At 73.6% G+C, this 12,414-nt stretch carries 9 protein-coding genes; 3 read left to right on the top strand and 6 right to left on the bottom strand.

Going from position 1 to position 12,414, the window contains the following annotated elements; genetic code table 11:
- Positions 1-74: 74 nt before the first annotated feature.
- Positions 75-626, bottom strand: coding sequence for a hypothetical protein (locus tag RE027_RS09295; protein ID WP_368807967.1), 552 nt, complete (start codon positions 624-626; stop codon positions 75-77).
- Positions 627-976: 350 nt separating this feature from the next.
- Between RE027_RS09295 and RE027_RS09300 the strand changes: the two genes are divergently transcribed.
- The 3 genes from RE027_RS09300 to RE027_RS09310 all read left to right on the top strand — a co-directional run bounded on the left by RE027_RS09300 (position 977) and on the right by RE027_RS09310 (position 4,223).
- Complete coding sequence (locus RE027_RS09300) at positions 977-1,954, top strand: AfsR/SARP family transcriptional regulator (RefSeq protein ID WP_368807968.1); 978 nt, start codon at positions 977-979, stop codon at positions 1,952-1,954.
- Positions 1,955-2,166: 212 nt separating this feature from the next.
- Positions 2,167-2,835 carry a response regulator transcription factor gene (locus RE027_RS09305; RefSeq protein WP_368807969.1) on the top strand — a complete coding sequence of 223 codons (669 nt, stop codon included), beginning with the start codon at positions 2,167-2,169 and terminating at the stop codon, positions 2,833-2,835.
- 116 nt (positions 2,836-2,951) lie between these two features.
- On the top strand, positions 2,952-4,223 hold the full coding sequence (locus tag RE027_RS09310; protein WP_368807970.1) for a sensor histidine kinase: 1,272 nt from the start codon (positions 2,952-2,954) through the stop codon (positions 4,221-4,223).
- 39 nt (positions 4,224-4,262) lie between these two features.
- Here RE027_RS09310 and RE027_RS09315 read toward each other — a convergent pair whose 3' ends face one another.
- The 5 genes from RE027_RS09315 to RE027_RS09335 all read right to left on the bottom strand — a co-directional run bounded on the left by RE027_RS09315 (position 4,263) and on the right by RE027_RS09335 (position 12,314).
- Positions 4,263-5,309: an LLM class flavin-dependent oxidoreductase gene (locus RE027_RS09315; protein WP_368807971.1), complete on the bottom strand. Its 1,047-nt coding sequence runs from the start codon at positions 5,307-5,309 to the stop codon at positions 4,263-4,265.
- A 104-nt stretch (positions 5,310-5,413) separates the two neighbouring features.
- Complete coding sequence (locus tag RE027_RS09320; RefSeq protein ID WP_368807972.1) at positions 5,414-6,118, bottom strand: hypothetical protein; 705 nt, start codon at positions 6,116-6,118, stop codon at positions 5,414-5,416.
- Between the two features lie 148 nt (positions 6,119-6,266).
- Positions 6,267-8,132 (bottom strand): gamma-glutamyltransferase, encoded by a 1,866-nt coding sequence (gene ggt, locus RE027_RS09325; RefSeq protein ID WP_368807973.1) that lies wholly within the window; start codon positions 8,130-8,132, stop codon positions 6,267-6,269.
- Positions 8,133-8,177: 45 nt separating this feature from the next.
- Positions 8,178-11,699 (bottom strand): proline dehydrogenase family protein, encoded by a 3,522-nt coding sequence (locus RE027_RS09330; RefSeq protein ID WP_368807974.1) that lies wholly within the window; start codon positions 11,697-11,699, stop codon positions 8,178-8,180.
- 141 nt (positions 11,700-11,840) lie between these two features.
- Positions 11,841-12,314, bottom strand: coding sequence for a DUF2867 domain-containing protein (locus RE027_RS09335; protein ID WP_368807975.1), 474 nt, complete (start codon positions 12,312-12,314; stop codon positions 11,841-11,843).
- Between the last annotated feature and the right edge of the window lie 100 nt (positions 12,315-12,414).

Raw genomic sequence — 12,414 nt, forward strand, 5'->3', positions numbered from 1 at the left:
CAGCCTGGTCCCGTGTTCGTGAAAAATGGTGTGGTGGAACGACCTGCCCCCCCGGCGGGGCCGCTCCCACCCGGTCAGCGCCCCCCGGCGCCGCTGTGGTGTTCGGTCCCCATCGAGAGACGGACGTCGCCGGCTCCCTCGAGCGTCAGTTCGAGTGCCTTGTCGGGCACCTCGAACACCAGCTCCGCCTGCATCGTCTCGCCCTGCGCGAGCGGCGCCTCGGACGGGGACGCCCAGACCACCGGCGAGCGGCTCCCGCCGAGCCGGTCCACCGCGTAGTCGTCCGCGTCGAACTCGAGGCCGCCCGGTTCCATGGCGGTGATCTCCAGCAGCACGATCACCTGGTGGGCGCCGTTCGGGACGTCGCCGTCGAGCTCCGGAGGCGTCTGTCGCTGCTCCAGGACGGCGAACTCCTGGTAGGGCATCACCCCGTTGAGGCGGGCGAGGCCTCCCGGCACGGAGCCGGAGGCGCCGAGCATCGTGGACGGCTCCTCCTCCCCGGAGAAGACGTCGCGCCCGAGCACCAGGAGGAGCGCCAGCAGGAACAGGGCCGGCAGCATCCACCGTCGGCGGCTCCGCTGGACCGGCGGTTCACCGGTGACAGCTGTTGCTTCCTGAGTGGTCATGGCTAAAAGGTCGACGCATCACCTTGGAGAAAAGTTGGTGCGATGGAGGAAAGTCGCTGCGAGGTCCTGCGGCCCGGACGGGACCGGCCCGGCCGGCAGACGGCGACCGCCCGGTCGTGACGAACGATGTCACGGACCAGCGCTCTCCCGCCCGGGGTCCAGTCCCGACCAAGCGTCCGTGAGGGCCGCACCTGGCCCCTGCCGCCCCGGGTTCCCGGGCCCGCAGGCTCATGCGGAAGTCATGCCGTGGCGCACACCCCCCAAATTGGGGGGACACACCCCCCCGTTCAGGGCTGACGGCCGGCGACGGGCGCACCCACACTTGAGGCACTTCGGGGGGAGTGATCATCATGTACGTCACAGACATCAACGTTCGATCCGCAGCCGGTGCCTCGGGGGCACGGCTGTCGGCGCAAGTCATCGGCCCGCTCGTGGTCCGGCGGGGAAGCCGGACCCTCACGTCCAAGGAACTGGGTGGGCCCCGGCAGCGGCAGATCCTCGAGGTCCTGCTCCTGCACCTGGGGACACCCGTGTCCAAGAGCCGGCTCGTCGATCTGATCTGGGGCGCTCACGCGCCCGCCGCGGCCCTTGCGAACCTGGAGAGCTACGTCAGCGTTCTGCGCCGGCACCTCCAGCCCGGGGAGGGCAGGAGCGGTCCGCTGAAGACCACGAACGGCGGCTACGTCATGGACGACTCCATGGTCGATCTGGACCTGTCCGGGTTCGACCGCCTGCTGGACGCTGCACGGCACTCCTCCGCGCAGGAGGCGTACCCCATGCTCCGCCGCGCCCTGGAGGTGGCCTCGGCACCGTTGCTCGAGAACGAACTGGGCTGCGAGTGGATCGAGTCCCAGCGCAACGCCTACGCCGCTCGCGTGGTGGAGGCCCGGGTGCTGGTGGCCGAGGCCGGCCTCGAACTGGGCCGGTGCCAGGACTCCGTCGTCCAGGCGAGGAACGTGCTCACGGACGACCCCTTGAACGAACGGGCCTGGACCGTGCTCGTGCTGGGACTGGAGCAGTCGGGACGTCACGTGGAGGGTCTGCAGGAGTACGACCGCTGCCGCCGGACGCTCGGCGAGGAGCTCGGATGCGCTCCGGCCCCCGCGGTGCAGGCCGCATACGAACGCTTGCTGCGGGCCACGGCGGGATCGGAGACCGAGCTCGGGCAGGTGCTGTCCGCCCTGCTGCTGCTGCACGGGCACGCCGGGGCTTCCGCCGGCCGGCTCGACGCCCGGGTCCTGCAGTCCCAGCACAGGGCGGCCGCGGTGATCCAGCAGTTCGTCGAGCGGATCATGGAACCGGCCGTGCTGGTCCCGATGGCATCCTGACCCTCACCCGCCGGAGCGCGCGAGTAGCGCGCCTCCATGAGTACTCCGCCGTAATATGTCGTCGCTTGCAGTAGCACATGGACGGTGGCTGCCCGCATTCTTGAGGCATGTCGGACTCGGCGACCATACTGATGCAAAGCCGGAGATCCGCCACGGGCACACGCCGAACTGGTCGAGACATCCCCGGCCCGGGCACAGGCGGTGGGGCGGGGATGACAAGGGACGTCGGGCACACGCGGTCGCGCCCGACATCGATCCTCGTGGTCGACGACCACACGACGTTCGCGGAGCTCCTCACCGGAGCCCTGAGCCAGGAGCCCGGCCTCGAGAGCGTCGGTGTGGCAGGCGGGGTGGAGACGGGCGTCCGGCTCTGCGCGGCGCTGCGTCCCGACGTGGTGGTGATGGACTACCACCTCCCGGACGGCAACGGGTTGAAGGCCTCCGAGCGCATTCTCGCCGACCGGCCGGAAACCCGCGTCGTCATGCTGACCGGCAACCCGGAACAGATCCCGCTCGAGGCGGCGGCGCACACGAAGATCTGTGCCCTGCTCCCGAAGGACTGTTCCCTCTCCACCCTGCTCGACACCATCCGGACCGCGCGCAACGGGACGCTGGTCGTCCACCCGTCGATCTTCCTGCTGGCGCCGAAGCAGCCGCAGCCCGGCAACGGCCGCGTTCCCGCCCTCACGCAGCGGGAGCTGGAGGTTCTCGGGCTGATGGCGCAGGGCCACGGCGTGGGCGCGAACGCCCGGGCGCTGAGGATCACACCGAACACGTGCCGGGGCTACGTCAAGAGCATCCTGGCGAAGCTGGACGCCCACTCCCAGCTGGAGGCCGTGGCAAAGGCCACGAAACTGGGTCTGCTGCCGGGGGGCCGATGAGCCGGACCGAGGGGGTCGAGGCCGCCGCTTCCCCGCGCCCTTTGTCACCTCCCATACCGGAGGGCATCCTCCCCGCACCCCCCGACGCCCGGAGCCGGTCCGAGGTGCGGCAGGCCGTGGGGCGCTTCCTGCTCGTCGAACTGCTGCTGCTGCTCATCGTCGCCGTGCCCATCGCGTTCTGGATCCGCGTGGTCGCCGAGAAGCACGCGCTCGACAACGCCCTGCTCATCACGCACCGACTCGTCGAGTACGCCGTGGAGCCGGTCCTCACCGACGAGGCACTCGCCGGCGCCCGGGCCTCGACGGAGCAGCTGGACGCCCAGATCGAGCCCTGGCTGGAGGACGGGACCATTCGCCGCATCAAGATCTGGGAACCCGACGGCACCGTCCTCTACTCCGACGAGGAAACCCTCATCGGCAAGAAGTTCCCCCTCCCGGACTGGGACCGGGAAGAGGTCCAGCGGGGCACCGGATCCGCGACCCTGGAGAACCAGCGCGGCCTGGAGAACATGTTCGAGGCCCATGCCGGGGAGCTGATCGAGGTCTACGTCGGTTTCGTCTCGCCCATGGGCGAGCCGCTGGTGTTCGAGGCCTACTACGACGGAACGGTCGTGCGGGACGAGCAGCGATCCGTGCTCATGAGCATGGGTCCCCTGTTCCTCGCCGCGCTGGCTCTGTTCCAGCTGGCCCAGGTCGCCCCGGCCGTGCGCCTCGCCCGGCGGATCCAGTCGTACCAGACGGCACGGGCGCAGCAGCTGCAGCGCACGCTGGACGCGGCCGAGCACGAGCGGATGCGGGTGGCCCGCGACCTGCACGACGACGTCATCCAGGACCTGGCGGGGCTGTCCTTCGTCATGGAGGCCCAGGAGCGGCACGCCCAGCCCGATCAGCGGGCCCGGCTGGCTCAGGCGCGCTCGATCCTGCAGAACAGCCTGCGCAGCATGCGCAAGATCACCAGCTCCCTGTACACACCGGATCTCCTGGAGCTCGGGCTGGCCGCCGGCCTCGAACGCCTCACGGACTCCCTGTCGGCGCGGGGGGTCGCCACGACCGTGCGGGTCGATCCCGGCATCTCGCTCTGCCCCGAGCAGGAGGGCATGTTCCTGAGGGTCGCCCGTGAGGCCCTCGCGAACACCGCGAAGCACGCCGACGCCTCCTCGGTGGACGTGAAGCTGAAGCAGGGGCCGTCCGGGGTGATCCTGTCGATCAGCGACGACGGCGAGGGGTTCGACACCTCCACGGGCTCACCGGACGGGCACCTCGGCCTGCGCATCATGCACGACATCACCTCGGCCGCGGAAGCCACGCTCGCCATCAGCTCCCGGCCGGGCGGCGGCACCACCGTCGTCGCCTACCTGCCCTTCCCGAGGGACGGATCGAGGCGCTGACCCTGCTCGGATGGCCCCGTCCGCCGCGTCCGGCCCCCGTCAGGCGCTCGCGGGGACGTCCGCCGACATGTCCTCGACGTAGCGGCGCACCTCGGTGCCGAACAGCTCGATGCTGCGGGTCATCCGGGCGTGGTCGAGGGTGCCCACCGCGTACTTGAGGTCGAAGCGAGCGGCGCCCAGCGCCGCCGAGGACCGCACGATCTTGCGCGCCACCGTCTCGGGCGAGCCCACGAAGTAGGCGCCCTCCGGTCCGCACATCGCGTCGAACTCCCCGCGGGTCAGCGGACCCCAGCCGCGCTCCCTGCCGATCCGGCCGTGCGTGTAGGCCTGGTGCGGGAAGAACTCCTCGCGGGCCTGCTCGTCGGTCTCCGCGACGTAGCCCGGGGAGTGGAAGGCCACCGGCTGCGGCTCCTTGCCGAAGTGCCCGAGTGCCTGGCGGTAGTAGTCCGCGAAGGGCGCGAAGGCCGCGGGGCTCCCGCCGATGATCGCGAAGATCACGGGCAGCCCGTAGTGGGCGGCACGCACCACCGAGTTGGGCGAGCCGCCCACCGCGATCCACGCGGGCAGCGCGCCGGCCTCGGTCTTGGGGTGCACCTCCCGCCCGCGGATCGGGGCGCGCAGCCGGCCCTCCCAGTCGATGACGCCCTCGGTGCGCAGCCGGTCGAACAGCTGCAGCTTCTCCTCGAACAGGGCCTCGTACTCGTCGAGCGGGTACCCGAACAGGGGGAAGGACTCGGTGAAGGACCCGCGCCCGAGGATGACCTCGGCGCGGCCGGAGGAGAGGGCGTCCACGGTGGCGAAGCGCTGGTAGACGCGCACCGGGTCGTCGGAGCTGAGCACGGTCACGGCGGAGCCCAGGCGGATCCGTTCGGTGACGGTGGCGATGCCCGCCAGGACGGTCTCCGGCGAGGAGACCGCGAAGTCCTCCCGGTGGTGCTCGCCGATGCCGAAGAAGTCCAGGCCCACCCGGTCGGCCACGACGGCCTCGGCCACCACGTTGCGGATGACCTGGGCCCCGCTGAGCATCCGTCCGTCGGGGCCGGGATAGATGTCGCCGAAGGTGTTGAGGCCGAGCTGGAGGGTCATGACGGTGCTCCTGGTCGCGATTTTGTGGACTTATCCATAAAAGTCGCCGTCCGGCCGTTCTATTCCGTCCGGCCGTCCGGGCCCGGCCGCCGGGTCCCGGCCGCTCAGCGGACGAGCCACTCCCAGGCCGTGTGCTTCTCGGGGCCCGGGACGCCGCTGACGATCCAGGCGATGTCGTCCGTGGAGAGCGGGAAGGGCGGTGCGCCCCCGGCGGCCGGCTCCGGGTCCAGCTCGTCCCCGTGGTCCAGGCTCCACAGCTCCGCGAAGACCTGCGTGGGCCCCCGCCGGGCCAGCAGGGACAGCCGGAGGTCCTCGGCGAGCTCGTCCACGTGGTCCTCCAGGAACCCGGAGAGCTCCGCGGCGAACTCCTGCGGGTCCGCCCCCGCCGGGTCGAGCTCCCACGTCCGGCGCACGACCGCCAGCGCCTCGTCCTCGCCCAGCGGAGCGCCGTCCCGCCGGGGGTCGGGCACCTCGGCCGGCGCCGGCTCGCCCGCGGCGACGGCCAGGAACCGCTCCTGGAGGGCGAGCAGCGCGGCCACGGCCAGGAGGTCCTCCACCCGGTGGTCGGGCCCGGTGGTGGTCGGGCCCGGGGCGGCGTCGTCGGCGTCCGGCCCGCCCGGCAGGGCGACGGCGCCCTCCCAGGCGTGGCGCACCCAGGCCCAGACGCGCTCGGGGTCGGCGGAACGGATCGACGACGGGCGCCAGCCGGCGGTCGCCGCGCGCCACCGCCCGTCCAGGACGGGCTCACCGGGAGCGGTCGCGGAGTGGCCGGTGGGCTCGGGAGGTCCCGGGACGGGGTGGCTGAACACGTGCTGCTCCTGGGTCGGGCGGTCGGGCGCGGCGGCCGCGCCCCGGACCCAGCGTAGGCCGGGGGGCGGGGCGGGGACGAAGCGTCCCCGCCCCGCACGGACGCCGGGCCCCGTCCGCAGCGGACGGGGCCCGGCGGGCGGGCAGAGCTCATCGCTCAGGGCGCACCACCATGGCCGAGCCGCCGAAGCCGCGCTCGGTCTCGGCCGCCGCGACGAACCGGTCGTGGCCGAGGATGCGGATCGCCGAGGCGTTGCCGATCCACTCCAGGTCCGTGAGCTCGTGGCCGAGCGCGCCCAGCTCCGCACCGGTGGCGGACTCCGCGAGGCCGAGGTCCGCCCCCGCGCTCGCGCCGTTGCGGGAGCTCAGCCGCGGCGCGGCCACGGCGTCGACGAGGGCGAGGTCGCGGTCGACGTGGCCCGTGATGATCTGTCCCACCGTGGTGATGATCGTGGCGCCGCCGGGCGTCCCGACCGACATCCACGGCTCGCCGTCCTTGAGCACGATGGTGGGGCTCATCGACGAGCGGGGCTTCTTGCCCGGGCCCGGCAGGTTGGGGTCCGGGACGCCCGGGGTGAGGGGCGCGAAGTTGAAGTCGGTCAGCTCGTTGTTGAGCAGGAACCCGTGGTCCGGGACGGTGATCCCGGAGCCGCCCGTCTGCTCGATGGTGAGGGTGTAGGAGACCACGTTGCCCCACCGGTCGGCCACGTTCAGGTGGGTGGTCGAGACCCCGCCGGCGGGCTCGGGCTGGCGCGCCCCGGACGTCCCGCACTCGGCGTAGTCCCCGTCGGGCTCCCCGAAGGGGATGGGTCGGTCCTGGGCGGCCGCCGGGTCGAAGAGGCAGGCGCGCTCGTCGGCGAACTCCTGGCTCGTGAGCTCCTCGACGGGCACGCCCTCGACGCCCTCAACGCCCTCGACGTCCCCGATCCACCGGTTGCGGTCGGCGAAGGCCGTCGCGGTGGCCTCGGCGAAGCGGTGCAGGTACTGGGTCTCGGAGACCTCGGAGAGGCCGGTGCCGGTGCGCTCGTCGTAGGCCTCCAGGAGGTTCAGGGTCTCGGCCACCGTGATCCCGCCGGAGCTGGGCAGGCCCATGCCGTAGACGTCCAGGCCGCGGTAGTCGGTGTGCGTGGGTTCGCCCGGCACCGCCTCGTAGGAGGAGATGTCCTCCGCCGTCATCTCGCCCCCGAGCACGTCCACGCCCTCGGCCGTGGTGGGCTCCCGGCTCTCGTCGACGATCGCCGCCGCGATCGAGCCCTCGTAGAAGGCCTCCGTGCCGCGGTGGCGGATCGTGTGGTAGGTGCGGGCCAGGTCCCGGTTGCGGAACACGGTGCCGACCTCGGGCGCCTCGCCGTCGCGCAGGAACAGCTCGGCGCTCTCGGGGAAGAGCCGGAACTTCTCGGCGTTCTCGGCGGTCTGCTTCTGGAAGTTCTCGTCCACCACGAAGCCGCGGTGCGCGATCCGCTCCGCGGGCCGCAGCAGCCGGTGCAGGTCCATGGTGCCGAACTCCTCGGCCGCGACCTCCCACGTGGCCAGGGTGCCGGGCACGCCCACGGCCTTGCCGGAGCGGACCACGGTCTCGAAGTCGAGGGGTTCGCCGTCGGTGCCCACGAACTCGTCCTCCGTGTACGTGGCCGGGGCGGTCTCGCGGCCGTCGATGGTGCTGACCTCCCCGGTGCGGGCGTCGTAGTGGACGAAGAACCCGCCGCCGCCGATGCCCGCGGAGTACGGCTCGGTGACGCCGAGGGTCGCGGCCATGGCGACGGCGGCGTCCGCGGCGTTGCCGCCGCGCTCGAGGACGTCGATGCCGACCTGGCTCGCGAGCGGGTCCACCGACGAGACGGCCCCGCCGCTGCCGGTCATGGTCGGTACCTTGGGCAGCTCCGCGGTGACGGGCGAGCCCCGCCCGCCGTCGTGCCGCCCGTCGTGCGCGGCGGCCGGCACGCCGCCGAGGACGGCGCCGGTGACGCCGAGGACTCCGGCGAGCCCCACTGCGAGGAACTTCGAGGATGCGCTCATGGGCTCATGCTGGCACTGCGCCCCCGCGCCCACCAGGGCTGACGCTCAGATGTCCGACGGTTGCGCGGGCGCGTCCGCGGGCTGCGAGGCCACGACGAGCCGGTGCACCACCGTCGCGGCGTCCGCGGAGGGATTGCCGAAGCGGTGCATCGTCACGGAGACGGCCTGCTCGGCGAGCATCGGGAGCATCTCCACGCGCGATGCCCCGACCACCGGATCCGCGAGCACGTCGATCTCGGGCCGCTCCGCGAGCGCCTCCGCAAGGCCGCGCGCGGTCCCCACCACCCGGATCCGTCCGGCCCCGCTCGGATCGGACCAGTCCGCGGCCACCCGGGCGAAGGCCGCGTCGTCGCAGGGGTCGAGCACGGAGCGGAACAGCTCGCGCACCTCCCCGGGCAGCTCGGCGGCCGGGACGAGCACCACGCGCGAGCAGGACCGCACGGCGCCCAGGCCCACCCGGATCACGTCCGTGAGCGAGGCGTCCTCCGCGGCGCGCACGACGACCTCGCGGGGGCGGTAGCGGAACAGGTTCGCCTCGCACGCCAGGCCGGTGGCGTCGTGGACGCGGCCGAACTCCCGCTCCCACCAGGCCTGGTCCTGCTCGGCGCACGCGGTGAGCCAGGCGGCGTCGGCCTCGGGCACCAGCGGGCGCAGCGCCTCCAGGTGGTGGGCGATCGGCTCGTCGGGGGCCGCGCCGGTGCCGGCGTCCCGGAAGGGGGCCTTCTGCCACGAGCCGAGCTGGACGAGGTAGTTCGGGCCCCCGGCCTTGGCGCCCAGGCCCACCGAGGACTTCTTCCAGCCGCCGAAGGGCTGGCGCTGGACGACGGCGCCGGTGATGCCGCGGTTGACGTAGAGGTTGCCCGCCTCGACGACGTCCACCCAGGTGCTGATCTCCTCGGGGTCCAGGGAGTGCAGCCCGGCGGTGAGCCCGTACTCCACGGCGTTCTGCAGCTCGAGCGCCTCGTGCAGGTCGGCGGCCTCCATCAGCCCCAGGACGGGGCCGAAGCACTCGGTGCGGTGGTAGAAGGATCCCGGGGCCACCCCGGTCTTGATGCCGGGCCGCCACAGCCGCCCGGTGTCGTCGAGCTGCCGCGGCTCGAGCAGCCACTCCTCCCCCGGGTCGAGCCGGGTCAGGGCGCGGCGGAGCTTGCCGCCGGGCTCGTCGATGGTCGGGCCCACCGTCGCCTGCAGGTTCTGCGGCCAGTCCACGACCATGGAGGACGCCGCGTCGAGCAGCTGGCGGCGGAACCGCGGGGACTGCGCCACGCTGCCCACGAGGATGCCGAGGGAGGCCGCCGAGCACTTCTGCCCGGCGTGGCCGAAGGCGCTGGTGACGAGGTCCCGCACCGCCCGGTCCCGGTCGGCGCTGGGGGTGATGACCATGGCGTTCTTGCCGGAGGTCTCGGCGGTGAGCGGGCGGCCGGGGCGCCAGGACCCGAACAGCTGGGCCGTCTCGTAGGCGCCGGTGAGGACGATCCGGTCCACCCCGGGGTGGGAGACGAGCGACTGCCCGACCTCCCCCTCGACCGAGTCGACGAGCTGGAGCACGTCCCGCGGCACGCCGGCCTCCCACAGGGCCTCCACCACGGCGGTCGAGCAGCGCCGGACCTCGGGGGCGGGCTTGTGCAGCACCGCGGCGCCGGTGGCCAGGGCCGCGACCGCGGAGCCGGTGGGGATGGCCAGCGGGAAGTTCCACGGCGGGGCGACCAGCACCAGCCGGTCGGGGACGAAGCGGGCGCCGTCGACGGTCTCGAGCTCGAGGGCCCGGCGGGCGTACCAGCGGCAGAAGTCGACCGCCTCCGAGACCTCGGGGTCGGACTGGCCCAGGGTCTTGCCGGCCTCGGCGCCCGCCACGGCGAGCAGGTGGCCGCGGCGGGCGGCCAGGACGTCGGCGGCCCGGTTGAGGATCTCCGCGCGCTCGCGGGCGCCGCGGCCGTGCCACTCCTCGGCGGCGGCGCGTCCCGTGGCCACGAGCCGCTCCACGGCCTCGGCGTCGACCGGCCCGGGCACGGGCAGCTCCTCGTACCAGCGGCGGTCCGCGATCCGGGCGGCGATCTGCTCGGCCCACGCCTGGTTCGCCGGGACCGAGACGTCGGTGTCGGGCTCGTTGCGGAACGGCTCGTCCAGCGGGAGGTGGACGGAGCCCGCACCGGGGGCGCCGCGGTCCTGGGCTCGGGCGGGCGCCGGCTCGGCGTCCTGCCGCGGGTCCAGGGCCTCCAGGGCGGCGCGGAAGCGGCGCTCCTCCCGCGCGAAGACCTCGTTGTCCGGGGCCAGGTCGAAGATCCCCGACATGAAGTTCTCGTGCGAGGCGTTCTCCTCGAGCCGGCGCACGAGGTAGGACACCGCCACGTCGAACTCGGCGGGGCGCACGGCGGGCACGTAGAGCAGCAGCTCGCCGACGTCGTCGCTCACCGCCCGCGCCTGCTCGACCGCCATGCCCTGGAGCATCTCGAACTCGATCCGCTCCGTCACGCCGCGGCGCTGCGCGAGCAGGTGGGCGAAGGCGATGTCGAAGAGGTTGTGCCCGGCCACCCCCAGCCGCAGCCCCGTCATGCGCTCGGGCCGGAAGAGCCAGTCCAGGACCCGCTTGTAGTTGGTGTCGGTGTCCTGCTTGGTGGTCCACGTGGCCAGCGCCCAGCCGTGCAGCTCGGCGTCCACGCGCTCCATGGGCAGGTTCGCGCCCTTCACCAGCCGGACCTTGATCCCCGCGCCGCCGGCCGCGGCCCGCTCGGCGGACCACGCGGAGAGCCGCCGGACCACCGCGAGCGCGTCCGGCAGATAGGCCTGGACGACGATCCCCGCCTCGAGCCCGCGCAGCTCCGGGCGGTCCAGCAGGCGGGTGAACACCTCGGTGGTCAGGTGCAGGTCGGAGTAGACCTCCATGTCCAGGTTGATGAACTTGCTCCCGGCGGGGGCCTCGGCGGCGGCGCAGTAGACGGGCAGGAGCCGCTCGACGACCTGCGCCACGGTGCCCTCGAAACCCCAGTGGGACAGCTGCGGCACCACGGAGGAGACCTTGAGCGAGACGTAGTCGACGTCGTCGCGCTCCAGCAGCGCGACGGTGTCGGCGAGGTGCTTGTCCGCCTCCTCCTCGCCGAGGACCTCCTCGCCCAGCAGGTTGATGTTGAGCCGGTGGCCCTGGGCGGTGAGCTTCTTCACGGCCTGGCCGAAGGACCTGGGCCGGGCGTCGACGATCATGTGGCCCACGAGCTGGCGCAGCCGGGCCCGGGCCGCGGGGACGACGACCTGCGGGGCCGCGGACGCGAGCGCGGCCCCGGCCCGGATCTGGGCACGGTCCGCGGCGGGCATGGTGCGGGGGACGATCTCGGCGATCGAGCGCAGGGCCCTGGCGGCCGCGCGGGCGTCCTCCGTGCGCACCACCCGGTCGACGAAGCCCACGGTGAACTCGAGCCCGTGGGGGTCCTGCAGGACGGTCGCGAGGCGGTCGGCGGCGCCGTCGCGGTGCTTGCGGCCGCCACCGGCACGGACGAGCCATTCGCGGACCAGGGCGACGGCCTCGTCGGCCAGCGCGCGGGAATCGGGGACGGACGGGGCGTCGGCGGACATGGCGGCACTCTCCTGGAGGCTCGGCCCGGCAACGGTGCCGAGGCACTCCCCCGGCCGCCGGCCGCATCCACCGGGCGTCACGGTGGCCGGTGAGACCACGCTACGGCCGCGGGGCCCACGGGGGAAGAGCCCGGCGGGGTCCTATCCGCCCGCGCGCCCCAGGATGTCCGAGGCGAGCCGGCCCATGACGGCCTGGTGCGGGGCGAGCATGGCGTACCAGTAGGCGCGGCCCGCCGCGCCCGCCGGCCGGAAGACCGTGGTCTGGCGGTAGCGGCAGCCGCCGTCCGCGGCCGGCTCCAGGCCGATGTCCAGCCAGGCCTCCCCCGGCATCCGCACCAGGGAGCGCAGCCGCAGCCTCCGGGGCGGCTCGAGCGCCTCGACCGTCCACCAGTCCAGGCGCTGCCCGGCCGCCAGGCGGTCCGGGTCCTCCCGGTGGCGCAGCCGCCCGGGCGGGAGGCCCAGCCGGTTGGGGACGGCTCGGGCGGCCCAGAGGCGGTCGGTGCTGTACCAGCCGCGCTCCCCGCCGATGCCCTCGACCACCGCCCACACCGCCTCCGGGTCCGCCGTGGTGGTGCGCTGCACCGTGTCGACGTAGAAGCCTCGCGTCCGTCCCATGCCCCCATCCAAGCACGCGCCCGCCGGACCGGGGAGGACGGCGGCGGGCTCGGCGCACCCTGTTCCCGGGGGGCGCGCGGCAGGCGCGAGTAGAGTGCGG

Origin of the sequence: Kocuria sabuli (genome assembly GCF_040981185.1) — a bacterium.
Taxonomy (GTDB): Bacteria; Actinomycetota; Actinomycetes; order Actinomycetales; family Micrococcaceae; genus Kocuria; species Kocuria sabuli.